Source organism: Pseudomonas trivialis, from assembly GCF_036864995.1.
In the GTDB taxonomy this organism is placed as follows: domain Bacteria; phylum Pseudomonadota; class Gammaproteobacteria; order Pseudomonadales; family Pseudomonadaceae; genus Aquipseudomonas; species Aquipseudomonas trivialis.
The window spans coordinates 2,240,352-2,264,832 of sequence record NZ_CP142151.1; the positions used below are offsets into that span (position 1 = coordinate 2,240,352).

Here is a 24,481-nt window from a genome sequence, read left to right on the forward strand (position 1 = left end):
TCAGTCAGCTTATTGGTAGCTGACACACTGCCATCGGGAGCAAGCCCCCTCCCACATTTGGATCGCCATCTTTCAGAAGAGTATCAATCTGCTTGGCTCTGCTTTGGCTCTTGCTTTTGATCTCAGGCGGCCCACGGATTCAAGCCTGCGTTCGGGCACACCGAGCCTGAGCGAGGTGCCGAGTGTTGGGGCAAGAGCCCTTTGGTTACTTTGGGCTGGGCCGGCATTCCGGCTTTTCCAAAGTGACCCGCCGTAAGGGCGGAACCCTAAGCAGCCGTTACCGCAGCAACGGATATACCCCCAAAAACCTCATCATCTTTTATGGGCATTTATGCAAACGTCTAAATTCCGCAAAATCGGCTTATTCACCCTGTTGGCCATCGCCATCGGCCTGATCATCTACGCCATACAGGCCCCCGCCGACACCCCCCAATACCTGACAGCCACCGCCGAACGCGGCGACATCGAAAACGCCGTCCTGGCCACCGGCCTGCTCGAAGGCATCAAACAAGTCGACGTCGGCGCCCAGGTCTCCGGCCAGTTGAAATCACTCAAGGTCAAAGTCGGCGACAAGGTAAAAAAGGGCCAATGGCTCGCCGAAATCGACCCCCTGATCCTGCAGAACACTCTGCGCAAGGCCCAGGTCGACGAAGAAAACCTGCAGGCCCAGCGCCGCGCCACGGCGGCGCAGCTCAAGCAGGCCAAGTCGGTGTACGAGCGCTACAAGGGCCTGCAGATCGACGAGTCAGTGTCCCGTCAGGACTTCGAAGACGCCGAGTCAACCTACCAGGTGCAGCAGGCCAACCTGCTGTCGCTGGATGCGCAGATCAAGAGCGCGCATATCCAGATCGACACCGCCAAGGTCAACCTGACCTACACCCGCATCAATGCGCCCATCGACGGCGATGTGGTGGGCATCGTCACCCAGGAAGGTCAGACGGTGATCGCCAACCAGCTGGCGCCGGTACTGCTCAAGCTGGCGGACCTGGACACCATGACCGTCAAGGCCCAGGTGTCCGAGGCGGATGTGATTCATATCAGCCCCGGCCAGCAGGTGTATTTCACCATTCTCGGCGAGGCCGACAAGCGCTATTACGCCAAGCTGCGCGGCACGGAGCCGGCGCCGCAGAACTTCCTCGAGACCCAGAGCGCCGGTACGCCCAAGCAGAACACCGCGGTGTTCTATAACGCGCTGTTCGACGTGCCCAACCCCGACCATCGCCTGCGCATCGCCATGACTGCCCAGGTGCGCATCGTGCTCGACACCGCCCAGGGTGCGCTGATGGTGCCGGTAGCGGCGCTGGGCGCGCGCAACAACGATGGCAGCTATACGCTGCGAGTGCTGGATGCCAAGGGCAAGGTGCTGGCGCGCAACGTGAAGACCGGCATCAACAACAACGTCAAGGTGCAGATCCTCGACGGCCTGGTCGAGGGCGACAAGGTGGTGATCGGCGACGCCACGCCTGCCGTGGCGGGGAACTGAGCCATGACCCAGCCACTGTTGGAGCTCAAGGGCATCACCCGCAGTTTTATGGCCGGCGAGCGTGAGTTCATTGCGCTCAAGGGCATCGACCTGACGATCCAGGCGGGGGAGATGGTTGCGATCATCGGTGCCTCTGGCTCGGGCAAGTCCACCTTGATGAACATCCTCGGCGGCCTGGATTACGCCACCGCCGGCAGCTACAAAATCAACGGCATCGAGACCCGCTCCCTGGGCGATGAGCAGTTGGCCGAGCTGCGCCGCGATTACTTCGGGTTTATCTTCCAGCGTTACCACTTGCTGGCGCACCTGAGCGCGTTGCACAACGTGGAAATGCCGGCGATCTACGCCGGCACCCCCGAGACTCAGCGCCACAGCCGCGCCCGCGAACTGCTGACGCGGCTGGGCCTGGCCGGGCACACCAGCCACCGGCCCAGTCAGTTGTCCGGCGGTCAGCAGCAACGGGTGAGTATCGCCCGGGCCTTGATGAACGGCGGCGAAGTGATCCTTGCCGACGAGCCCACCGGGGCACTGGACACCCACAGCGGCAAGGAGGTGATGCGCATCCTCGCCGAGCTGCACGCCGCCGGGCATACGGTGATCATCGTCACCCATGACCCCAAGGTGGCGGCCAATGCCCAGCGCATCGTCGAGGTGTGCGATGGCGAGATCGTCAGCGACAAGGCCAATGCCAGTGTCGGCCTCGAGCTGCCCGGCGAAACGCCCATCGAGTCGCGACGCAGTGGTGCGCGGCGGCTGGTGGCGAGCCTGGGGTTGTTCAAGGAGGCGTTCAACATGGCCTGGGTCGCGCTGGTGTCGCACCGCATGCGCACGCTGCTGACCATGCTCGGCATCGTCATCGGCATCACCTCGGTGGTGTCGATCTCGGCCATCGGCGAAGGGGCCAAGCGCTACGTGCTCAAGGACATCCAGGCCATCGGCAGCAATACCATCGATATCTTTTCCGGCACCAGTTTCGGCGACAGCCGCGCTTCGGCCATCGAGACGCTGATGCCCTCGGATGTGGATGCGTTGAACCAGCTGTATTACGTCGACAGCGCCACGCCGGTGGTGGGCCGCAACCTGCTGCTGCGCTTTGGCAATATCGACCTGGATGCGCAGGTCAACGGGGTGAGCGAGCGCTACTTCAAGGTCAAGGGCCTGAAGCTCGAAGCCGGTATTGCCTTCAGCGAAAACGATGCGCGGCGCCAGGCCCAGGTGGTGGTGATCGACCACAACACCCGCCAGCGCCTGTTTGGCGCGCATGTCGACCCGCTCGGCCAGGTGATTCTGGTGGGCAACCTGCCGTGCACGGTGATCGGGGTGACGGCCGACAATAAAAACATGTTCGCCGCCAGCAAGTCGCTGAACGTGTGGGTGCCTTACGAGACGGCGGCGGGGCGCGTGCTGGGTCAGCGTCATCTGGACAGCATTACCGTGCGTATCAAGGACGGTCAGCCGAGCAAAGTGGTGGAGGACAACGTCAACAAGCTGATGCTGCAACGCCACGGCACCAAGGATTTCTTCACCAATAACCTCGACAGCATCATGCAGACCGTGCAGAACACCAGCCGCTCCCTGGCCTTGCTGCTGTCGCTGATCGCAGTGATTTCGTTGCTGGTGGGCGGAATCGGCGTGATGAATATCATGCTGGTGTCGGTCACCGAGCGGACCCGCGAGATCGGCATTCGCATGGCGGTGGGCGCACGGCAGTCGGATATTCGCCAGCAGTTTCTGGTGGAGGCGGTGATGGTGTGTCTGATCGGCGGGATCATTGGGATTTCGCTGTCCTACGCCATCGGCTACCTGTTTTCGCTGTTTGTGAAAGAGTGGGAGATGGTGTTTTCGGTGGGCTCAGTGGTCACCGCGTTTGCCTGTTCCACGCTGATCGGCATTGTGTTCGGGTTTGTGCCGGCAAGGAATGCGGCGCGGCTGGATCCGATTGAGGCGTTGGCCAGAGATTGACAAATGTGGGAGGGGGCTTGCTCCCGATCGCGGTATTTCAGTCGCACATGCAGTGGCTGACACGCTGCAATCGGGAGCAAGCCCCCTCCCACAATTTGCTGGATGTTGGCTTAAAGACCGCTGTTGTTCTCGGTGGCATACATCCACCGCAACAGCGAATGCCGCCCGCTGATGCCCAGTTTGATCGACGCGCGCTTGAGGTAGCTTTCGATGGTGTTGACCTTCAACGCCAGTTGTTCGGCCAGCTCCGGCGCGGTTTTCCCGGCCAGCAGGCCGACACACACTTCCAGCTCGCGAGTGGACAGGGTCAGCCCCGATTGCACCAGGCGCTCCTCGATGCGCTGGCGCAGGGTTTCGATGCCCTGATGTGTCGCCGCCACCGGTTCGCTGTCGCTGGACGGCTGGATCGCCGTGATGTGTTTTTCCACCATGGGCAGCAACAGCGTGGAAAACTCCTGCAGCATGTTGCGTTCCTGCGGCGAAAAGCTTTCGGACTGGTGCGAACGGTAGACCGAGAGGATGTAGCGCACGTCATCCTTGCGCCGAGTCAGGTGCAGTTGCGCTGCGGGCTGTTCCTCGCCCAGCGTTGCCATCGAATCGGTGTAGACCGGGCTGATCTTGCGCCGCGTATGCCCCTCGGGGCTGACTCGCAATTGGGTGATATGGGTAGCGTCCACCGCCAGTTGGGTGAGGATCAGGTCGTGCAGCATGCGCGGGAAATGTCGGCTCCCGGTGCTGGCAATGACTTTGCCTATATGAGGAAAAAGCTGAGCGTTCATCCAATCGTCCATGAGTGTCAGGTGCGGGTATTCGGCCTTGCAGCGACGGGGTTCAGGTGCCAATACGAATAACCCACAGTGATAGTCCATCCCGCCAGCACCTATGCTAGTACAGCCTCGCCACAGGAAGGGGATCCAATTTGAAAAAAACGGCCAAAGGCCGCACGCTGCGGGGTGTTGGCCCAGCGTCCAGCGGCCTTTTTCATAGTTTGTTGTAACATATGAATACAACTTCGCCGTTCGAGGGCGGACTGCATGCCAACCCAGAGTGAACCCGCGATGCAACCCACCCGGTTGACCCTTGTCTGCCACGCCGCCACCCCCGCGCAGAAATACGCGCGATTTGCCGATGACGACTCGGTGGTAATGGATTGGCAGAGTGACGCGTTATCCCTGGCTGGTCGCTTCAGCAAACCCCCGCAACTGGTGTGCGGCCCCGAGCTGCGAACCCGTCAGACCGCCAGCCTGTTCGGTAACGAGGCCACGCTGGAAAACGCCCTGCGCGATCTCGACATGGGCCGCTGGAAAGGCCAGGCGATTGACCAGCTCGACACTCACGCGGTGAGGGCCTGGCTCGCCGACAGCGCCGGTGCGCCCCATGGTGGCGAATCCGTGGATGCGTTGTGCGAGCGGATCGCGCAGTGGCTCAAGCAACTGCAAACCCAACCCGGTCATGTGCTGGCCGTGACCCATCCGTTCGTGATCCGCGCCGTGATGCTGCAGGTGCTGCGCATGCCGGTCGAGATGATCTACCGGATCGATGTCGCGCCACTGTCCTGCATCGAGCTGCGCTTTACCGGCGTGTGGCGCCTGCGGCTGGACACTCACCCCTGGCCGTCCGAACATGGCAACATCCATGCCCCGCACTGAGAGCACCCCATGAAACGCATCCTGATCATCGGCATTGGCGCCGGCAACCCTGACTACATCACGATGCAGGCCGTGAAGGCGCTGAACCGCACCGACGTGTTCTTCCTGATGGACAAGGGCCAGAGCAAGGACAAGCTGATCGACCTGCGCCGCGAGATCTGCGAAACCTACATCACCGAGCCCGGCTACCGCTTCGTCGAGGCCGATTGTCCCGAGCGCGTGCGCGGTGAGATCGACTACACCACGGCGGTGCAGGTGCTTAACCGCGACAAGCAAGCCACTTTCGAACGCCTGATCAATGAGCAAATGGCCGACGGCGAAGTTGGTGCGTTTCTGGCGTGGGGCGACCCGGCGCTGTACGACAGCACCATTCGCATCCTGCAGGCGATTCTGGCCGCAGGGCAGTGCGAATTCGAGTTCGAAGTGATCCCCGGCATCACCAGCGTGCAGGCCTTGGCCGCGCAACATAAAGTGGCGTTGAACCGCATCGGCAAATCCGTCGAAATCACCACCGGCCGGCGTTTGGCGGCGGGGCAGGTCAGTGATGCGGATACGCTGGTGGTGATGCTCGATGCCGAAGACTCCTACCGCAGCGTGGCTGATCAGGGCTTTGATATTTATTGGGGGGCCTACCTGGGCACGCCGGATGAAATCCTGATCAGCGGCAAGGTCAGTGAAGTGGCTGAAGAAATCGAACGGGTGCGCAAGGCTGCGCGCCTGGAAAATGGCTGGATCATGGACACTTATCTGTTGCGCAAACCCTGAGGTGATTTCCCATGCTCAAACTGTTTGCCCTGGCACTGACCCTGGTGGCCGCTGCCGCCCACGCCGACTCGAACCTGCACACCGATTTGCCGTTGTCCTACCTGGAGCAGACCCAGGGCGATGCGCGCAACCAGCCGTTGGTGATCTTCCTGCACGGGTTCGGCAGCGACGAGGAGGATCTGTTCGGGATCAAGGACGCGTTGCCTTCCACCTGGACCTACCTGTCCGCCCGCGCGCCAACGCCGGTGGACCCCCATGGCTATCGCTGGTTCACCAAGACCACCGGCGAGCGTGACTACAACGGCGAGACCGCCGACCTGCAGCGCAGCGCCGCGCTGATCGAAGACTTTGTGCGCAAGGCCACGGCCAAGTACCACACCCAGAGTGATCGCGTGTTCCTGGTGGGGTTCAGCCAGGGCGCGATCATGTCCTATGAGGTGGGTTTGCGTAAGCCTGAGCTGCTGAGGGGCATCGCGGCGCTGAGCGGTAGCGTGCTGCCGGTACTCAAGGCTGAGCTCAAGCCCGATGACGCGCTGGGCAGGCTGGCGATCTTTATCGGCCATGGCACATTGGATCAGGCGCTGCCGTATGCGTCGGCGACGCGGGCGAACGAGGTGCTGGTGGGGTTGGGGTTGAAGCCGCAGTTTCATGCGTATGAAGGCATGAACCACACGATCAGCGAAGCGGAAGTGCAGGACCTGAAGGCCTGGCTTGAATCGAATCTGAAGTGAGCACGGTTGCAATGAGGGAGGGGAGCAAGGCCCCTCCCACAAGGGTTTTTGTGTTGGTTATGGAAGTGGGTTATTTGCCGGTGATCTGTTTCACCAGTTCGGCGTGCCCCTTCACATCATCGGCCCGCGAAATGGCCTGGATCACCAGCAACTGGTTGCCGGAGCCGCCGAGGAACGTGGAGTTCAAGGTCTTGCCGCCGCCCTGGGTGGCGGTGCTGTCGACCTGACGCATGCCCAGGCCCTTGAAGTTGAGTTTTTTCTCGCTCTGTTTCTTGAAGTCGGGCAGGGCAGCGCTCTGGTCCTTGACGAAACCGGCGACGGCGCCGTCAAGGAACTTGGGGTCGTTGTCCTCGATCTTTACCCCGTCCTTGCGCACGGTTTCGGCGACGATCACCACACTTTTCGTGCTCTGATTGGCGTACAGGGTGCCCTGGGTGTCGCCGGTGCCATCCTCGGCCTTGCCGGCCGGCAGGGTATCGGAGACGTAGGCCCTGGGCAGGGTGAAGGTGAACTTGCCGCCCAGGGTGGAGATGGTCTGTGTGCTTGGCTTGGCGGCAGCGAACACGCTGCCGGCGGTCAGTGCGAGGGCAAGCAGGACGGCGGTCTTGGTGAAAGTGGCCATGAAGCACTCCGGTGATAAAACGAAATTGCGCCTTATTCTGTCAGAAAATTTGCAAGATCGTTCCTCCCCGGCCTCACACCTTGTCGGACTCTTCCTCAAGCCGATCCATCTCAAACAGCCGCGCCAGTTCGGTGCGGGCTTCCTGGGCGGTCTGCATTACCTTGGCCGCGTCGTCGTATACCGCATGCTGGGCGGCGAGCACTTGCAGGTCGTGGTTCCTGAAGCGGCTGATGCGCGCATCGGCCTGGGCCTGGCTCAACCCCAGGCCGACCAGGGTACGGCGGCTCATTTCGAGGCTGGAGTAGAAGGTCTCGCGAATCGGCGAGGCGTCGAGGTCCACCAGGCGGTGCACGTGCTGGCGGTTACGTGCGCGGGCGATGATCTTCATGTGCGGGTAGAGGTTGCGCACCAGTTCGGCGGTTTTGATGTTGATTTCCGGGTCGTCCATGGCGATCACGAAGAATTCCGCCTGGTCGACCTTGGCCGCGTGCAGGATTTCCGGGCGCTGCGGATCGCCGTAGAACACCGGCATGCCGCCGAAGCTGCGGGTCAGCTCGATGGTTTCCACCGAGGTGTCGAGGGCGATGAAAGAAATGTTCTGCGCGCGCAGAATACGCGCGACGATCTGCCCCATGCGGCCCATGCCGGCGATCACCACGCGTGGCGCGTCGCCTTCGATGGCGCGGTATTCCTCGGGCACTTCCACTGGCCTGGTCTTGCGCTTGAACAGCTTCGGGCAGATCAGCAGCAACAGCGGCGTGATGGCCATGGACAGGGTGATGGTCAGCACCAGAATGTCGTACAGCTGCGGTTCGAACAGGCCCTGGTCGCGGCCGATCTTGAACACCACGAAGGCAAACTCACCGCCGGCCGCCAGTACCACGCCCAGGCGCAGGGCGCTTTCGCGATTGAGGTCACCGGCCATGCGGCCCACGGCATACAGGATCGGCAGCTTGAGACCGATCAACAGCAGGGTCAGGCCGATGACCACCAGCGGCGAACTGAGCAACAGGCTGAGGTTGGCACCCATGCCCACGCTGATAAAGAACAGCCCGAGCAGAAGGCCCTTGAACGGTTCGATCTGGGACTCCAGTTCGTGACGGTACTCGGAGTCTGCCAGCAGCAGGCCGGCGAGGAAGGCGCCCAGAGCCATGGACACGCCGACCAGTTCCATCAACCAGGCCGTGCCGATCACCACCAGCAGCGCGGTGGCGGTGGATACTTCGCGCAGGCCGGTTTTGGCCACGATGCGAAACACCGGGCGCAAGAGGTAACGCCCGCCGATGATCACCACGGCGATACTGCCCAGCACCTGCAGGCCATGCTGCAGTCCTTCGGACTCGGTGGTGGGGTGGCTGCCGCCGGCCAGCAAAGGCACCATCGCGATCAGTGGGATGGCGGCGATGTCCTGGAACAACAGGATCGCAAAGGCCATGCGCCCGTGGGGCTGGTTGAGTTCCTTGCGCTCGGCCAGGCTTTGCAGGCCGAACGCCGTGGACGACAGCGCCAGACCCAGGCCCAGCACAATCGCGCTGTTCCATGGCTGGCCGAACAGCCACAGCGCCACCGCGCCCATCACTAGGCCGGTAAGCAGCACCTGCGCCAGGCCGACGCCGAACACCGCCTTGCGCATCACCCATAAACGCTTGGGCGACAGCTCCAGGCCGATGATGAACAGCAGCAGCACCACGCCCAGTTCGGAGAACTGCGCCACACTTTGCGGGTTACGCACCAGGCCCAGTACAGACGGACCAATGATTACCCCGGCGAACAGATAGCCGAGCACCGCGCCCAGTTGCAGGCGCTTGGCCAACGGCACGGTGAGCACGGCGGCGAGCAGAAACACCACGGCTGCTTGTAACAGGTTGCCTTCATGGGGCATTGCGAACTCCAGAATCTTCAAAACCAGTCAACAGGGCGCTATTAGAGCGCTTTTTGCCGACTGAGAATTGTATTTTTGCCGCGCGTGCGTGGGCGCGCCGAACATCTAATGTGGGAGGGGGCTTGCTCCCGATGGCTGAGTGCCAGTCGACACCTATGTGGCTGACGCATTGCTATCGGGAGCAAGCCCCCTCCCACATTGAAAGTGTCCCGTGCCCAGGATCCATGCTTTTTTCACATTGCCCCTGGCTGCCCTTTGTTACCATCGCCTTCCATCGTCGCCAGGAGTCACCGCCCCATGCAGCACCAGTGGGATGAAATGCACCGCACCCGCAAACCCACGTTCGTATTGTGTGGCGAGCCTCAGGGCGATGTGCTCAATCTCTATGTCCACGGTTACTCGGCATTCTTCAACCAGCAACAGCTGGGTAACTTCAAGCAGCAGTTGGCAGGTATCGAAGGCTCGACCAACCTGATGCTGTTCTGGCCGGCCGGGCATTTTCTGGAAAACCTGTTTGCACCGTTCAAGGACGTGATCGCCTCGATGCTCGGCGGTGGCGGCCTGGGCGCGGCAACCGTGGGGCTGGGCAAGGCGATTGCGTACTTTCTCGACCACTACAAAAGCGTCGAGACGCGGGTGGATGAGGTGGCCAAAAGCTTGCTGCCGGAGCTGGCCAATTACCTGCATGGCGAGTCACTGACGGTGCGCCGCATCAACCTGATCGGCCATTCCCTGGGCGCGCGCATTCTCGTCAAAAGCCTGCTCGCCAGCCCTGAAACCGCGCGCGAGCTGCCGCTCAACAATGTGCTGCTGATGGGCGGCGCCATCTGTACATCGAGCCCCTGGGAGCAAGTGGCGGCGCCGTTGACCGGGCGTGTCATCAATTGCCACTCCAGCAAGGACTGGGCATTGGCGATAAAGCCCGACACCGAGCGCTGTATCGGCCGCTATGCCATCCCCGTCACGCCTGCGCTCAAGGCCAAGGTGACCAATGTGCACCTGGCCAGCTTCGACCATGCGGCGTATTGGCCCCAGTTGAAGACGGTGGTGCAGTACACCGACCTGTTGCAGGAGCGGCGCGGCATGATCCGCTTTGACCCGCGCAGCAGCGAGGTGCGGTTTGCCGAGGAGGATGTCGACCTGTTCCCTGTGCTGGTGCAGGCACGGCCTGACGAGTTGAAATTTTTGGCCGAGCTGATGGCGCAAAAGCGCAGCGCCTCGATTGACGCCTCGGTGCGCGAACCCCGCAAGCTGGCCATCGAACTGCAGCGCATGGGCGGCGACAGCCTCATGAACGTTGCCCGCGGGCATGGCGTGAGTTATCGCCAGATCGCCCAGGACGTGGCGGGGCGGCTGGGGATCAAATTCGACGAGCCGATCGCCAGTGTTGCGCTTGCCGACCTTGAAGCGCAGGTCGCCGAGAAACTGATCGAGCAGTACAAGGACAAACTCAGCCAGGCCGACCGTCAACGGTTCGACGCCGAACTGCGGGCCGCGGCGCAAAAGGAGCAGGGCCTGTTCAATCGCTTCGCTGTCGGTCGCTCGGCCACCACAGCCTTGAGCGGCACTGCGCTGGCGGGGCTGACCGGATTCATGCTGCGCCGCGGCGCTGCCTCGGCGATTCCGGTAGTGGGCCAGGCGCTTGCGGCGGCGATGTTGCTGGTGAGTGGCGTACGGGCGTTCTCAGGCCCTGCGTATTCCATCACCACCCTCGCGGTGTTGGTGGTCGGGGTGATTCGCCAGCGCATGGAGCGCGAAGCCTTGAACCAGGAGCTGGACCTGGTGGTGCAGGTGGTCGAAGCGTTCGATCTACCCCGGGACACGGTGATGCGCACGGTTGTGTCTGACTGCTAAGCTGCGTGCCTGTCTTGTGTGTTTACCTGGAATCGCGCGTGAAATTCAGCCTGCCAAAAATCGCTACCGCCCCCTTTTGCCCGCCGGAAGTGGCCGGCTCCATTGCCGTTGACCCCAAGGCGTCGTTTTTCAAGCGCGCGCTGATGTTTGCAGGCCCCGGCCTGCTCATCTCCATCGGCTACATGGACCCGGGCAACTGGGCGACGGCCATCGAGGCCGGTTCGCGTTATGGCTACAACCTGCTGTTTGTGGTGTTGCTGGCCAGCCTCGCCGGGATGGCGGTGCAGTGCCTGTGCTCGCGGCTCGGCATCGCCACCGGCAAGGACCTGGCGCAACTGTGCCGTGAACGCTACAGCAAGCGTTCAGCCCGCACCCAATGGGCCTTGGCCGAAATCTCCATCATTGCCACCGACCTCGCCGAAGTGCTCGGCTGCGCGTTGGCATTTCACCTGCTGCTGGGGGTGTCGTTGACCACCGGTATCGTCATCACCGCCTTTGATACCTTGCTGATCCTGGCCCTGCAGAACCGGGGTTTTCGCCGCCTGGAAGCGATCATGCTGGCGCTGGTTGCCACCATCGGCGTGTGTTTCTTCATTGAGCTGGTGCTGATCAAACCCTACTGGCCGGATGTGTTGAGCGGGTTCACCCCGTCGCTCTCGGCCATCAGCGATGCGGCGCCGTTGTACCTGGCCATTGGCATCCTTGGCGCCACGGTCATGCCTCATAACCTCTACCTGCACAGCTCGATCGTGCAGACCCGGATGATCGGCAAGGACCTGGCCAGCAAGCAGGACGCGGTCAAGCTGGCACGCATCGACACCATCGGCTCCCTGGCGCTGGCCCTGCTGGTCAATGCCGCGATCCTGGTACTCGCCGCCGCCGCCTTCCACAAGACCGGCCACACCGACGTCGTGGAAATCCAGGACGCTTACCATCTGCTTGACCCGCTGGTGGGTGGCGCGTTTGCCAGCATCCTGTTTGGCATCGCATTGCTGGCCTCCGGGCAAAGCTCCACCTTCACCGGCACCATCGCCGGGCAAGTGATCATGGAGGGTTACCTCAACCTGCGTATTCCGTGCTGGCAACGACGCCTGATCACTCGCGGCCTGGCGCTGATCCCCGCATTCCTAGGGGTGTGGCTGATGGGGGACGATGCCATCGGCAAACTGCTGATTCTCAGCCAAGTGGTGCTCAGCCTGCAGTTGCCGTTTGCGCTGTACCCGTTGATTCGCATGACCGGTGACAAGCAACTGATGGGCCCGTTCGTCAATCGCCTGCCCACGCGGTTGCTGGCGTGGTTCCTGTTTGCAGTGATCAGCGGGGCGAATGCGTGGTTGATTGGGCAATGGTTGTTTTGATCTGAGTATCCGAGTGTCGGGGTGATCTAGACGAGGATCGCCAGCGATGTGTACTGAGCAACCTGCGGATCGGTGGTCAATAGTCTCATCGGTTCGCTGATGGAGGTTGCAACGATAAGTCGATCAAAAGGGTCTTTGTGATGATGCTCCAGATCCTTTACCGCGATGGCATGCTCGGAGGTGATGGCTAATTCGACGACACCGCTCTCCAGACAGTACCCACGAATTTCGTCCAGATCGACATGGAGCTTTCCCAGGCTTACCTTGATTGCCATCTCCCAGAATGTCGCCGCGCTGATGTAAACGTCGGCTGCATTTTCGATGAGCTTTCGTGCTTTGCTGGACAGTTTGGGATCGCACACTGAGTGCCCAAAGCAGGATGTGAGTGTCCAACAGGACCCTCATGACGCCTTGCCCTGAAACGAATCCAGCAGGTCGTCCGGTAGGGGAGCGTCAAAGTCGTCCGGGATGACGAGTTTCCCCTTCATTGCACCAACCCTCTTGCCTTTGGGCTTGGTTATCGGAACGAGTTGGGCCATTGCGCGCCCATGCTTGGCGATGGTGATGATGTTGCCAGCGGCGGCCTCATCAACCAGTTTTGACAGATTATTCTTTGCTTCGCCCAGCGGTACGGTAACCATAGAGTTCTCTCCATGTTTTGGCCAAATATAGCCAAAACCAGCTGAGCTATCAAAGACGGGTAGACAGCTGTCAGATCGGCCAGATCGTATTTTTTTGTAGTACAGGAAACTCATGGCAACTCTCCGAAGAAGGACGTTGCTGGAGTCTGCCTCTTGACGACGGGTGTCATAAATAGTGGCCCGTAAAATCGGACCCGGACTACTTTTCCTACTAGGAAATTTCCTCACGCATAACGCCCGCGTCGCCTGAACGCTCACCGATCCCAATACGGCACTGTCCCAAAACACGCCGCAAAGTAATCGATCACCGTACGCACCTTCAGCGACAACCGCCGGCTGCCCGGCCACAGCGCGGCGATCTGTTGCGGTTCGAGGGTGGTGGCCACTTCGTAGTCGCTCAGCACCGCCTGCAAGGTTCCGGCGCGCAGGCTTTCGCCGATCAGCCATGATGGAAATACCACGAATCCAAGGCCCTGTTCTGCGGCGTGGGTGAGGGTGTCGGCGTGGTTGCCGGTGATCGGGCCTTTGACGCTGTAGGGTGTCCATTCGCCCTGGGCGCGGCGGAAGAACCAGCGTTGCTGGCCGGTGACGCCCTTGTAGGCCAGGCAGTGGTGGTTGAGCAGTTCATCGGGGTGGCTGGGCGTGCCGTGTTGCGCCAGATAAGCGGGGCTGGCGGCGAGACGGAAGCGCTGGGGCGCGAAGATGCGTGCCTGCATGCCGGAGTCGTTGAGTACGCCGATGCGAAACAGCAGGTCGGTGCCATCCTGCAATGGATCGACGAAGGTGTCGGTTTGCTGGATGTCCAGTTGCAGCTTGGGGTAACGCCGGCACAGCTCGCCGAGCCAGGGCGACAGGTGACGCTGGCCGAACACCATCGGGGCATTGATGCGCACCAGGCCGCTGGGCTCGCTTTCCTGTTCCTGCAGGGCCTGACCGGCGGCTTCCAGTTGCTCCAGCATCAACCGCGCATGCCGCCCGAGCAGGCGTCCGGCTTCGGTCGGGCTCACCGCGCGGGTGTGCCGATAGAGCAGTTGCTGGCCGAGGGCCTGCTCCATCAACTGGACTTGCCGGGAAATGGAGGAGGGCGCAAGGCCTTCGCGGCGGGCCACTTCGGAAAAACTGCCATGGTCCAGCACGGCGACGAACAGGCGTAGCGCCTTGAAACTCAGTTCATTCAAACCCTGCATCAGGTCTCCTGGTTGTGCGTATTGCGCAAAGGTGTTGTCCGCATGCTCCCATTTATCGCACAGGGCAGCCACTGGATAATGCGCTCCATCCATTCTTTTGTTGAAGCGCAGGTGATGTATGCAGGCAAGTTCTGTCGAGGGCGTGGCGCAGGCCAGGCCAAAACGAAATATTTTGAAGTTGCTGCTGTTGCCGCTTGTGATTCTGGCGGGCATGGGGCTGTCGATGGAAGCGGGTTTGCTCGGCCCCCTGGGTGAGCAGGTGGGGCACCTGTGGGCGACCTTGAGTATTTTCGGGATAGGTTCGGCGCTGCTGTTTCTGCTGCTGTTTTTCAGCGGTGCACGAAAGGGTCCGGCGTTAAGCGAGCTGCCGCGCTGGCAGTTGATCGGCGGTTTCCTGGGGCCGATCTATGTGGTGGTGCTGACCCTGGCCACTCCCCACATCGGGATTGCCATGACCATGATCGCGATTCTCTCGGGTCAGGTGGGCAAGAGCGTGTTGATCGACCACTTCGGCTGGTTCGGCACGGCCCGCAAGCGGGTCAATGGTGAACGCTGGATTGCCCTGGCGTTGATTGTGGTGGCACTTGTTTTGATTGCGCGGGGTTGAGGCGATGAATCTGATTTTATTACTGGTGGTCGTGGTTGCCGCAGGCGCGGTATTGAGCGTGCAGGCAGCGATCAACGGGCGCCTGGGGCAGACGGTCGGCGTGTTGCGCAGCAGCCTGGTGACCTTCGGCATCGGCGCACTGGTGACGGCGCTGCTGATTTTCTTCTTCGAGCCGGCGCACGCCGTGAGCCTGTTGGACGTGCCGAAATGGCAACTCACCGGCGCGCTGTTCGGCGTGGTGTACATGATCGTGATGGTCGGCGCGGTGCCGGTAGTCGGCACGGCCGTCGCCACGGTGGCGGTGATCACCGGGCAATTGGCGATGGGCATGCTGATCGACAATTTCGGCTGGCTGGGGAATCCGGCCATTGAATTGTCGGGCAGCCGCATCGTGGCGATGGTCTGCCTGGCGCTGGCGCTGGTGTTCATGTACCGCAGCAATACGCGCAGCGAGTGATGGTTTGAACCATCCGCGGCGGGCCACAGTCACTGCTTAAGGTGTCGGTGTTCGCCGCGCCATGACGACCATGAAGAAGGAGTCTGACCATGCCAGATCAAACCTGTGCCTGCCCACACTGCAAGTGCGTGTTGGGTGTTGATGCGGTAATGAAAGACGGTAAGGGCTATTGCTGTGAGGGCTGTGCTCAGCATCATGCGCATGGTGAGCCGTGTGCCGCACAGGCCAATTGTGAGTGTGCCAAGTCGGCCCATGGCTGAATGCTTGCGGGCTTCGGGGCGCGGCGGTCTGGAGTCGACCGACGTTTTCCTGACTGGCGATATTCAAAATGTGGGAGGGGGCAAGCCCCTCCCACCTGTGTGACCGCATTCGGCTCGTCTACTGGGTTTCCAGCTCCAGACGCAGGCTGTGGTCGGACAGGCGCTTGTGATCCTTGACCACGGCGCTGGTGCGCTTGCCTTCCAGTGCGAACACCACCGTCTGCGCATGGTGCAGGTCGTCCGGCAGGGGCTGAAGCACTTTGAGCACCAGTCCATCGGGTTCGTGCCGCACGCTCACTTGGCATTCCGTGCGTTTGGCCAGTGGCCCGAACAAGGTGTCCTGGGTGTAGTCGATCTGCGCTTTGCCGTTGACCTGTGCTGTTGAGTCCATGATTTTTCTCCTTGATCAAGCCTGGGCGCACGTCCCGAGTGGTGCTATTGCCAGGCCTGTGATGTAAACAAGTGATCGCCATGGAGGTTAAAAATTCACTAATCCCGATAGATAGCGCTTCTGTGGCGAGCGGGCTTGCCCCGCGTTGGGGTGCGCAGCAGCCCAAAAACCATGCTCTGAGCAGTGTCAGGCACACTGTGTGCGCCTTAATTGGGGGCGCTTCGCACCCCAACGCGGGGCAAGCCCGCTCGCCACAGCAATCCCGTCACTACAGCAAGCCCGCTCACCACGGGGGCATTCGGGGGCTGGAAACGTGTGTGGGTTACTCGGCCTCGGGTACGCCTTTTTCCCAGGCCGACCAGTTGGTGAGGATCGCCTGCACCAGCGGGTTACCGGTGCGATACAGGTTCTCCAGCGCCGGCACAAAGCCGCCCTGGTCGGCGTATTTGAGCAGGTTGTCCACCTCGCTGTAGCCCGGATACGGACGGTCGAAGTCGGACCCCGCGCGCACCACGGCCAGGCGCTGGATGTCTACCAGGCCTTCACGGCTGGCGCGCAGCAAGGCTTCGTAGGTGGAGTTGTCCTCCTGCTGGGTGGTGCAGTACTCGCCTTTGTTGTCGGTGAGCAGTTTGGTCCAGACTTCGGCTCGCTCGCTCAGGCGCGTGCCGGAAAACCAGGTATTGCCCGCCAGGGTGTCGCAACGGGTCACCTGCGGCGGCTGGTTGGCGGGAGCGGCGGGGTAGTGCTGGCGCCAGGCCGCCGATTCCTTGCTTTCGGAAAGCGTGACCTTGTGCGACAGCGCAAAGGCCTTGGCCTGCAACTTGGGGTTCAGCTCGAACACTTCGGTCTTGTAGTCCAGCGGCGGTTTTTCGTTGGGGCCTTTTGTGTTGATACCGATATAACCCGTTGGCCAGTCCTTGGGCGCATCCCGCGAGTCCAGCTCCCACTGGGTGCCGAACTCCACCAGATAATGGGCCCAGGCCGCCGTGCCGAGGGTGCCGTGTTTGGGGCTGATGCCGGCGATCCCGGCGATCAGGAAGTAACTCTGGCGCAGGTCGAACTTGGGCGACAGCGCCAGTGCCAGCGTCGACGCTGCGGCGTTGGTCTGGCCCATGCCGGTCACCAACAGGCACACGTCCTGGGTGTTGCAGCGAATCACCGGGTATTCGGCGGACAGGCCGGGCACACGGACTTCCTGCTTGAGCGCCAGGCGATCGATCCAGGTTTGCGCCTCGGGGGCGAACATGGTGATCAGCATCACCTTGGGTTTGATCGGTGCGGTCTGCGCCAGCACCACAGAGGGCAGCAGCGCGAGGCTCATGGCAATCGACAGACGGGTAAACGCTTTCATCCAAAACTCCTTGATCAGAATTGATAGCCCACGCCGGCGTAGTAACCCCAGCCGTCCGCGCGTGCGCGAAAGTTGCCTTCGCCGAAATTCAACTCGCTGCCGTCTTCCCAGTTGCCGCCGTTGTGAAAGTAACGGCCAACCAGGGTGAAACGCAGGTGCGTGAACGAGTACAGCAGCACGTTGGTCGCCACCAGTGAGTTGGCGGTGCGCGCCGGGTTGTCCTTGTGCAAGTCCGAGCCGAAGTCGTAATTGGTAAAACCGATGTAGGTCAGCGAGGCACCGTTGTCGAACTTGCCGATGGGCACGATGTACTTCATCTGTGCACGGTAGCCGTCCCACGAGTATTCATTGCTGGCGCCGTAGTTTTCCCACTGGTAACGGCCGTAGAAGTTGGCCGAGAGGTTGACCCGGGAGTGCGTGTCGATATCGGTGCCCAGGCCGCTGTAAAGGGTGTTGGCGCGGTTTTCCTTGTTGCTGCCGTGGTCGTAGATCCAGTCGAACGCCACGTACCATTCCTTGAACGGGCCGATGGCCAGGCTGCGGCCGGCCAGGTAGTCGATGGAGATACGCGGTTCGTGCTCCATGAACACCGGCGAACCGTGGTCCCACACGCCTTTGTCGTTGCTGTTGCCGATGGTGAGGATCTTCGGCACATCGACATAGCCGTACAGCTCGAACGGGCCCTTGCGGCCGAAGTACTCGTATTCCAGGTACACATCATCCTGCGGCCGGGGGCCGAAGCTGATGTCCTTGCTGCCGATCAAGGTCAGGTCCTGGTTGAACCATTCAGAAAGATAAACGCCCTTTTTCGTCGCAGGGCTGGCTTCAGGGCTCAGGGTTTCGCCCTGTGCCGAGTCATCGGTGGGCTTTTCCTGCGCCAAAATGGGTGCACTGAGTACTCCCGTAACGGCGGCCAGGAGCATGGAAACACCAAAGCAGGCCCGGGGCCTTGAGTTCAGGTGCATTGAAAATCCCTATTCGTACGCGGTGGGGACCCGATTATTCAGGCCGACATGAACCCGCCTGGCAGGTTCGTAGCGCAAACGTTTGCACGGGCCGTACCAACTTTGCCCAATGGACTGAATAGCATGGAAAAAAGCGAAATTAGTCGACCTGTCGATCAGAAATGACTGGGTGTCATTTTTTGCCGGTATCAAACAGATGAACCGCAGTGCCACGCCGGTATTCGCTCGGCGTCTGCTGCATCTCGATGCGAAAGTGCCGGTTGAAGTTGGACAGGTTGGCGTAGCCCACTTCAAAGCAGATGTCGGCCACCGAGCGGTCGCTTTGCAGCAGCAGGCGGCAGGCCCGCTGCACGCGGAACTTGCGCATCAGGTCGATAAAGCCGTGGCCGGTGTTGCGCTTGAAGAAGCGCGAAAACCCCGGCTCACTCATCTGTAGCTGTTGGGCGATGACCGACACGCGCAGGTCGCCGGTCAACTCACGCATCAGGTAATCGAACGCTTTGTTGATGCGCTCGGCGCTACGGGCGTCCAGGGTTGGCGCATAGCAGGAGCTGGCCAGCGCTTTCACCTGCGGTGCCGGGGCGTTTTTCAGGGTGTCGAGCAACTGCAGGAACAGGATCAGGCGTTGCAGGCCGTGGGCATGGCCGATGTCTTCCATCAAGGCCGCCGCCTGCACGGCCGCGGTACCGCTGAATTGCAGGCCGCGCCGGGCCCTGTCGAACAGGGGCTGCAAGTCGCCCAGTTCCGGCAGCGTGTTGCGCAGGGCCAGCAGCGCGGTGCCGTCGAACTGCAGCACCACGTCGCGCCCGCGCAGGCAGTCGCCGGGCGCCAGCTCGCCGATCCAGTCGTGGGGCAAGTCGGGGCCGATCAGGGCAACATGCCCGGCACTGAAGGCGCCGATGTAGTCACCCGCCACCAGCTTGCCGCTGCCTTGACGGATCAGGTGGATCTCGAACTCGGGATGATGGTTCCAGCGTGCCAGTTCGAAGGGATAGTCGTGTTCGAACCAGCGGAAACAATGCTCCGGCTCGGGCAGTATCACTTCCAGCTCGGCGGGGCGATGTTCGAACAGGGTGGCGCGGTCAACGGGCATGTGGCTGCCTCTTGTGTTGGGTCACGCCAAAATACCCGCCAGGAGCCTGCCTGCGCTACCTCTGTTATCGCGTGCAACCGGTACTTTTTTGCGCCTGGCGCGCCGGTTAAAAAAGTACCGGTCGCACATCCGCCAAGCGTTTGTGAGGGTCAGGCCAAGCTGCTGTAATCGTTGCTCGACAACAAAAACAGCAGGCGCACACCGCCATGGCTTTCGCAACGACTGTTGACGGACACTGACCCCATGAAACGACTCCAAGGCAAGAGCGCGCTGATCACTGGATCGGCGCGGGGCATCGGCCGGGCTTTTGCCCAGGCCTATATTGCCGAAGGCGCAACGGTTGCCATCGCCGATATCAACCTGCAGCAGGCCCGGGCCACGGCCGCCGAACTGGGCCCGCACGCCTACGCTGTGGCGATGGATGTGACCGAGCAGGCTTCCATCGATGCGGCCATCGACGCGGTGGTGGCCCACGCCGGCAAGCTCGACATTCTGATCAACAATGCCGCGCTGTTTGACCTGGCGCCCGTCGTCGATATCACCCGTGCCAGTTTCGACCGGTTGTTTTCGATCAACGTCGGCGGCACGCTGTTCACCTTGCAGGCCGCAGCCCGGCAGATGATCCGCCAGGGCCATGGCGGCAAGATCATCAATATGGCCAGCCAGGCCGGGCGGCGCGGCGAGCCGCTGGTGGCGGTGTACTGCGCCACCAAGGCCGCGGTGATCAGCCTCACTCAATCGGCCGGGCTCAACCTGATCAGGCAGGGCATCAACGTCAACGCCATCGCGCCGGGGGTGGTCGACGGCGAGCACTGGGACGGCGTGGATGTCCTGTTCGCCAGGCATGAAGGCCTGGCGCCGGGCGAGAAAAAACGCCGGGTCGCTGCCGAGGTGCCGTACGGCCGTATGGGCACGGCGGATGACCTGACCGGCATGGCGGTGTTCCTGGCGTCCGGGGACGCCGATTACGTGGTGGCCCAGACCTATAACGTCGACGGCGGCAACTGGATGAATTGAGCGATTTTTACAGCACATACATCCAATTCCCGCGCCGCCAATACCGGCAGAATTCCCCCATCGCTCAACGCTGCATGGGGGAATCAACACCATGGACGCAACATCCGGCACCGGCCCCGACGAAGTCGTCACCCTGGTCGTCAAACACCTGATCAAGCGCGGTCGCGAGGCAGATTACGAAGCCTGGCTGCGGCGCATCGTGCGCATCGCTGGCGAGCGCCCCGGCCACCTCGGCGTCGACGTAGTGCGCGGCACGCAGAACGGCCAGGCGCTGTTCACGTGCGTATTGCGCTATCGCTCCACCCACGACCTTGAAGTGTGGCTCGACTCCGCACAGCGCAAACTGTTGATCGACGAAGCCGCGCCGATGCTCGCCGACGGCGACAACACCGAAGTCGGCGGCGCCAACGAATTCTGGTTCACCCCCCTTGCCGACAGCGCGGCCAAACCGCCGCGCTGGAAGCAGGCGGTGGTGAGCCTGTGCGTGATCCTGCCGCAGACCTTGATCCTGCCCTTTATCTGGGGGCCGATCCTGCGCCTGCACCCGTTCCTCTCCAATTACGTGGTCTCCACTTTTCTGGTCACTCTGACCATCGTGCTGCTGGTGGTGTACCTGTTGATGCCGGCGGCCACCCGGCTGTTCGCACCCTGGCTTGAAGCCTCCGTAAAGGAAACCCTATGAACGCTGATCTGATCCTGTTCAATGGCCAGTTCCACACCGTCGACCGTGAAAACCCGCGCGCCACCGCCGTCGCCATTCACCAGGGCCGCTTTGCTGTGGTGGGCACCGACGGCGAGGCCATGGCCCTGCGCGGCAGCGGCACCCAGGTCATCGACCTCAAGGGCCGCACGGTGATCCCGGGCCTCAACGACTCCCACCTGCACCTGATTCGCGGCGGGCTCAACTACAACCTCGAGCTGCGCTGGGAAGGCGTACCGTCCCTGGCCGATGCCCTGCGCATGCTCAAGGACCAGGCCGACCGCACGCCGACCCCGCAGTGGGTGCGCGTGGTGGGGGGCTGGAACGAATTCCAGTTCGCCGAAAAACGCATGCCGACCCTGGACGAGTTGAACCAGGCCGCGCCGGACACGCCGGTATTCGTGCTGCACCTGTACGACCGCGCCTTGCTCAACCGCGCGGCCCTGCGCGTGGCCGGCTACAGCAAAGACACGCCGAACCCGCCGGGCGGCGAGATCGTGCGCGACAGCCACGGCAACCCCACCGGCATGCTGGTGGCGCGGCCCAACGCGATGATTTTGTACGCGACTCTGGCCAAAGGCCCGAAGCTGCCCCTGGAGTACCAGGTCAACTCCACCCGCCAGTTCATGCGCGAACTCAATCGCCTGGGCCTCACCAGTGCCATCGACGCCGGCGGCGGTTTCCAGAACTACCCCGACGACTACGCGGTGATCGAGCAACTGGCCAGGGACGAGCAACTGACGGTGCGCATCGCCTACAACCTGTTCACCCAGAAGCCCAAGGAAGAGCTCAGCGACTTCAAACACTGGACCGGCAGCGTCACGCTGCACCAGGGCGATGACTACCTGCGCCACAACGGCGCCGGCGAAATGCTGGTGTTCTCGGCGGCTGACTTCGAAGACTTCCTCGAGCCCCGCCCCGACCTGCCGCTGACCATGGAGCAGGAGCTGGAGCCGGTGGTGCGTCATCTGGTCGAGCAGCGCTGGCCGTTCCGCCTGCACGCCACCTATGACGAATCCATCTCGCGCATGCTCGACGTGTTCGAGAAGGTCAACCGCGACATCCCGTTCAACGGCTTGCCGTGGTTCTTCGACCACGCTGAAACCATCACCCCGCACAACATCGAGCGCGTGCGCGCCCTCGGCGGTGGCATCGCGATTCAGGACCGCATGGCCTTTCAGGGCGAGTACTTCGTTGAACGCTACGGCGCCAAGGCCGCCGAAGCGACGCCACCGATCCAGCGCATGCTCGCCGAAGGCGTGCCGGTGGGGGCGGGCACCGATGCCACGCGGGTGTCGAGCTACAACCCGTGGACTTCGCTGTACTGGATGGTCAGCGGCCGCACCGTGGGCGGCCTGGCGCTGCACGCCGAAGGCCTGTCGCGTCTCACCGCGCTGGAGCTGTTCACCCATGGCAGCGCCTGGTTTTCGTCGGAGCAGGGCAAGAAGGGCCAGATCAAGGTCGGCCAGTTGGCGGACGTCGCCGCGTTGTCGGCGGACTTTTTCAGTGTCGACGAAGAAGCCATCAAGTGGATCGAGTCGGTGCTTACCGTGGTTGGCGGCAAGGTGGTGTACGGCGCCGGCGACTTCGAGGATTTCGCGCCGCCACGCGTGCCGGTGCTGCCGGACTGGTCGCCGGTGGTCAAGGTGCCCGGCCATTGGCGCCCCGGTGCGCCGATGCAGGCTCAGGTTCATCAGTGCAGCGGCCCCTGTGGCGTGCATGCACACCGCCATGAAACAGCGCGCCTTTCCAGCGTGCCGGTCAGCGACTTCCAGGGGTTCTGGGGTGCGTTCGGCTGCTCGTGCTTTGCCTTTTAAACCCCCCTGAAGGAGTTGATCCATGACCTACAAGCGCTTGAACAAAGATGATGCCGTGGTATTGCTGGTGGATCACCAGACTGGCCTGATCTCCCTGGTACAGGATTTTTCGCCCAACGAATTCAAGAACAACGTGCTGGCCCTGGCCGACGTCGCCAGGTTTTTCAACCTGCCGACCATCCTCACCACCAGCTTCGAAGGCGGTCCAAACGGCCCGCTGGTGCCGGAGCTCAAGGAACTGTTCCCGGACGCGCCGTACATCGCGCGTCCAGGCCAGATCAATGCGTGGGACAACGAGGATTTCGTCAAGGCCGTGAAGGCCACCGGGCGCAAGCAGATCATCATCGCGGGTGTGGTCACGGATGTGTGCGTAGCTTTCCCGACGCTGTGTGCCCTCGCTGAAGGCTTCGAAGTGTTTGTGGTCACCGACGCTTCCGGCACCTTCAACGAAACCGTGCAACAAGCGGCCTGGGCCCGCATGACCGCCGCCGGTGCACAGCTGGTGAACTGGTTCTCCGTGGCCTGCGAACTGCAGGTTGACTGGCGCAACGACATGGAAGGCCTGGCCAACCTGTTGTCGCCGCGCATCCCCAACTACCGCAACCTGATGAACAGCTACTCGGCGTTTACTGCCAAGTAATCCGTTTAGAACAGGCCGATGCTTCCTGTGGGAGGGGGCCAGCCCCTTCCCACAATTTGTTTTGTGGTGCGCCTGGTTAACCGCTATAAACCTGCCAACTGTCTACCGAGAAGTGACAATGAACCCCTTCGAAGACATGCGCCTGTTCTGTCAGGTGATGGAGTCCGGCAGCTTCACCGCCGCTGCCGAGCAACTGGGCCTGTCCAAGCAATTTGTCAGCCGTCGGCTGATCCAGCTTGAAGACCGCCTCGGCGTGCGTCTGCTCAACCGCTCCACCCGCCGCCTGGATGTGACGCCACTGGGCCAGAGTTATTACGAGTCCGCCCTGCGCCTGCTCGGCGATGTCGAGCAAGTGGAGCAGGGCATCGCCGGCCAGAACAGCGAACCGCGCGGCACCCTGCGCCTGAGTGCGCCGTTGTCGTTTGCCATGGCGCACCTGGGCTGCCTGTTGCCGTTGTTTTTACAGCGCTACCCACACGTCGCAGTGGAGGTCGACTTGAGCGATCGCCCCGTCGACCTGATCGGCGAAGGCTACGACCTGGTGCTGCGTATCGGCACCCTGGAAGACTCCACCCTGATCGCCCGCCGCATCGCCAGCATCCCCCGGGTGTATTGCGCCAGCCCCGACTACCTGGCCCTGCGCGGCACGCCGCAAAAACCTGACGACCTCGCCGAACACGACTGCCTGCCCTACGGCCATGGGCGCCAGGTGCAATGGCGGTTCAAGGGCAAGGTGCAGGCGTTGAATGTCAGCGGGCGCATGCGCGTGAACAACGGCGACCTGCTGCGCGACTCGGCCATCGCCGGTTTGGGCGTTACCTATTTGCCGACGTTCATCGTCGGCGAAGCGTTGAAGAACGGCCGTCTGGTGACGGTGTTGGACGATTTCGCACCCGAGGCCCTGACCTTGTCGGCGGTGTACCCGCAGCATCGGCAAAGCTCCAGGCCGGTGCAGACGCTGGTTGAGTTTTTGCGCGAGCGTTTGGCGGGTGGCTGCTGACAGGTTTGGAAGGGAAGTCAGTTACCCCCGTGGCGAGAGGGCCTGTTGT

The 24,481-nt window shown here is 62.0% G+C and carries 24 protein-coding genes and 1 pseudogene; 15 read left to right on the forward strand and 10 right to left on the reverse strand.

The window, feature by feature from the left end:
• Positions 1-331 precede the first annotated feature (331 nt).
• Positions 332-1,483: a macrolide transporter subunit MacA gene (gene macA, locus VRB54_RS09955; protein WP_338480630.1), complete on the forward strand. Its 1,152-nt coding sequence runs from the start codon at positions 332-334 to the stop codon at positions 1,481-1,483.
• Positions 1,484-1,486: 3 nt separating this feature from the next.
• The gene (locus VRB54_RS09960; RefSeq protein ID WP_338480632.1) at positions 1,487-3,445 is read left to right on the forward strand and encodes a MacB family efflux pump subunit; all 1,959 of its coding nucleotides are present in this window, start codon (positions 1,487-1,489) and stop codon (positions 3,443-3,445) included.
• 110 nt (positions 3,446-3,555) lie between these two features.
• Here VRB54_RS09960 and VRB54_RS09965 read toward each other — a convergent pair whose 3' ends face one another.
• Complete coding sequence (locus VRB54_RS09965; protein WP_338480634.1) at positions 3,556-4,224, reverse strand: helix-turn-helix transcriptional regulator; 669 nt, start codon at positions 4,222-4,224, stop codon at positions 3,556-3,558.
• Between the two features lie 279 nt (positions 4,225-4,503).
• Between VRB54_RS09965 and VRB54_RS09970 the strand changes: the two genes are divergently transcribed.
• The 3 genes from VRB54_RS09970 to VRB54_RS09980 are packed head-to-tail and all read left to right on the forward strand — an operon-like array spanning position 4,504 to position 6,590.
• Positions 4,504-5,094, forward strand: coding sequence for a histidine phosphatase family protein (locus tag VRB54_RS09970; RefSeq protein ID WP_338481083.1), 591 nt, complete (start codon positions 4,504-4,506; stop codon positions 5,092-5,094).
• Between the two features lie 9 nt (positions 5,095-5,103).
• Positions 5,104-5,859, forward strand: coding sequence for a precorrin-6A synthase (deacetylating) (gene cobF, locus VRB54_RS09975; RefSeq protein ID WP_338480635.1), 756 nt, complete (start codon positions 5,104-5,106; stop codon positions 5,857-5,859).
• 11 nt (positions 5,860-5,870) lie between these two features.
• Positions 5,871-6,590, forward strand: coding sequence for an alpha/beta hydrolase (locus tag VRB54_RS09980; protein ID WP_338480636.1), 720 nt, complete (start codon positions 5,871-5,873; stop codon positions 6,588-6,590).
• Between the two features lie 70 nt (positions 6,591-6,660).
• Here VRB54_RS09980 and VRB54_RS09985 read toward each other — a convergent pair whose 3' ends face one another.
• On the reverse strand, positions 6,661-7,212 hold the full coding sequence (locus tag VRB54_RS09985; RefSeq protein ID WP_338480637.1) for a hypothetical protein: 552 nt from the start codon (positions 7,210-7,212) through the stop codon (positions 6,661-6,663).
• Between the two features lie 73 nt (positions 7,213-7,285).
• Positions 7,286-9,094 carry a monovalent cation:proton antiporter-2 (CPA2) family protein gene (locus VRB54_RS09990; RefSeq protein WP_338480638.1) on the reverse strand — a complete coding sequence of 603 codons (1,809 nt, stop codon included), beginning with the start codon at positions 9,092-9,094 and terminating at the stop codon, positions 7,286-7,288.
• A gap of 297 nt (positions 9,095-9,391) precedes the next feature.
• Between VRB54_RS09990 and VRB54_RS09995 the strand changes: the two genes are divergently transcribed.
• The gene (locus VRB54_RS09995; protein ID WP_338480639.1) at positions 9,392-10,948 is read left to right on the forward strand and encodes a DUF726 domain-containing protein; all 1,557 of its coding nucleotides are present in this window, start codon (positions 9,392-9,394) and stop codon (positions 10,946-10,948) included.
• A gap of 38 nt (positions 10,949-10,986) precedes the next feature.
• Positions 10,987-12,306, forward strand: coding sequence for an Nramp family divalent metal transporter (locus VRB54_RS10000; protein WP_338480640.1), 1,320 nt, complete (start codon positions 10,987-10,989; stop codon positions 12,304-12,306).
• Positions 12,307-12,332: 26 nt separating this feature from the next.
• Here the strand turns inward: VRB54_RS10000 and VRB54_RS10005 are convergent.
• The 3 genes and pseudogenes from VRB54_RS10005 to VRB54_RS10015 form a co-directional block, all read right to left on the reverse strand.
• Positions 12,333-12,711: pseudogene (locus VRB54_RS10005) on the reverse strand (type II toxin-antitoxin system VapC family toxin).
• Entirely contained in the window at positions 12,708-13,061 is a 354-nt protein-coding gene (locus tag VRB54_RS10010) for a type II toxin-antitoxin system Phd/YefM family antitoxin (protein ID WP_338480641.1), read from the reverse strand. Before VRB54_RS10010 ends, VRB54_RS10005 begins: the two are co-directional and overlap by 4 nt.
• A 140-nt stretch (positions 13,062-13,201) precedes the next feature.
• Positions 13,202-14,134, reverse strand: a complete 933-nt coding sequence (locus VRB54_RS10015) for a LysR family transcriptional regulator (protein WP_003235598.1) — start codon at positions 14,132-14,134, stop codon at positions 13,202-13,204.
• Positions 14,135-14,252: 118 nt separating this feature from the next.
• On the opposite strand from VRB54_RS10015, the gene VRB54_RS10020 reads away from it, so the two are divergent.
• The 3 genes from VRB54_RS10020 (at position 14,253) to VRB54_RS10030 (ending at position 15,458) form a co-directional block, all read left to right on the forward strand.
• The gene (locus tag VRB54_RS10020) at positions 14,253-14,741 is read left to right on the forward strand and encodes a DMT family transporter (protein ID WP_338480642.1); all 489 of its coding nucleotides are present in this window, start codon (positions 14,253-14,255) and stop codon (positions 14,739-14,741) included.
• Between the two features lie 4 nt (positions 14,742-14,745).
• Positions 14,746-15,198 carry a DMT family transporter gene (locus VRB54_RS10025; protein WP_057009398.1) on the forward strand — a complete coding sequence of 151 codons (453 nt, stop codon included), beginning with the start codon at positions 14,746-14,748 and terminating at the stop codon, positions 15,196-15,198.
• Positions 15,199-15,287: 89 nt separating this feature from the next.
• A complete protein-coding gene (locus tag VRB54_RS10030; protein WP_338480643.1) occupies positions 15,288-15,458 on the forward strand; it encodes a metallothionein in 171 nt (56 codons plus the stop codon).
• Positions 15,459-15,576: 118 nt separating this feature from the next.
• Here the strand turns inward: VRB54_RS10030 and VRB54_RS10035 are convergent, their stop codons facing one another.
• The 4 genes from VRB54_RS10035 to VRB54_RS10050 all read right to left on the reverse strand — a co-directional run bounded on the left by VRB54_RS10035 (position 15,577) and on the right by VRB54_RS10050 (position 19,258).
• Positions 15,577-15,849, reverse strand: coding sequence for a hypothetical protein (locus tag VRB54_RS10035; RefSeq protein WP_338480644.1), 273 nt, complete (start codon positions 15,847-15,849; stop codon positions 15,577-15,579).
• A 322-nt stretch (positions 15,850-16,171) separates the two neighbouring features.
• Entirely contained in the window at positions 16,172-17,200 is a 1,029-nt protein-coding gene (locus tag VRB54_RS10040) for a purine nucleoside permease (protein WP_338480646.1), read from the reverse strand.
• A gap of 14 nt (positions 17,201-17,214) precedes the next feature.
• Positions 17,215-18,165 (reverse strand): nucleoside-specific channel-forming protein Tsx, encoded by a 951-nt coding sequence (locus tag VRB54_RS10045; protein WP_422396079.1) that lies wholly within the window; start codon positions 18,163-18,165, stop codon positions 17,215-17,217.
• Positions 18,166-18,337: 172 nt separating this feature from the next.
• A complete protein-coding gene (locus VRB54_RS10050) occupies positions 18,338-19,258 on the reverse strand; it encodes an AraC family transcriptional regulator (protein WP_338480649.1) in 921 nt (306 codons plus the stop codon).
• Between the two features lie 243 nt (positions 19,259-19,501).
• Between VRB54_RS10050 and VRB54_RS10055 the strand changes: the two genes are divergently transcribed.
• The 5 genes from VRB54_RS10055 (at position 19,502) to VRB54_RS10075 (ending at position 24,432) form a co-directional block, all read left to right on the forward strand.
• Positions 19,502-20,275, forward strand: a complete 774-nt coding sequence (locus tag VRB54_RS10055) for an L-iditol 2-dehydrogenase (protein ID WP_338480650.1) — start codon at positions 19,502-19,504, stop codon at positions 20,273-20,275.
• A 91-nt stretch (positions 20,276-20,366) separates the two neighbouring features.
• Positions 20,367-20,957, forward strand: a complete 591-nt coding sequence (locus tag VRB54_RS10060) for an antibiotic biosynthesis monooxygenase (RefSeq protein WP_003235611.1) — start codon at positions 20,367-20,369, stop codon at positions 20,955-20,957.
• A complete protein-coding gene (locus tag VRB54_RS10065) occupies positions 20,954-22,792 on the forward strand; it encodes an amidohydrolase (RefSeq protein ID WP_338480651.1) in 1,839 nt (612 codons plus the stop codon). The genes VRB54_RS10060 and VRB54_RS10065 overlap by 4 nt, the downstream gene beginning before the upstream one ends.
• A gap of 22 nt (positions 22,793-22,814) precedes the next feature.
• Positions 22,815-23,432 (forward strand): isochorismate family cysteine hydrolase YcaC, encoded by a 618-nt coding sequence (gene ycaC, locus VRB54_RS10070; RefSeq protein WP_209981292.1) that lies wholly within the window; start codon positions 22,815-22,817, stop codon positions 23,430-23,432.
• 118 nt (positions 23,433-23,550) lie between these two features.
• Entirely contained in the window at positions 23,551-24,432 is an 882-nt protein-coding gene (locus VRB54_RS10075) for a LysR family transcriptional regulator (protein ID WP_338480653.1), read from the forward strand.
• The last annotated feature ends 49 nt before the right edge of the window (positions 24,433-24,481 follow it).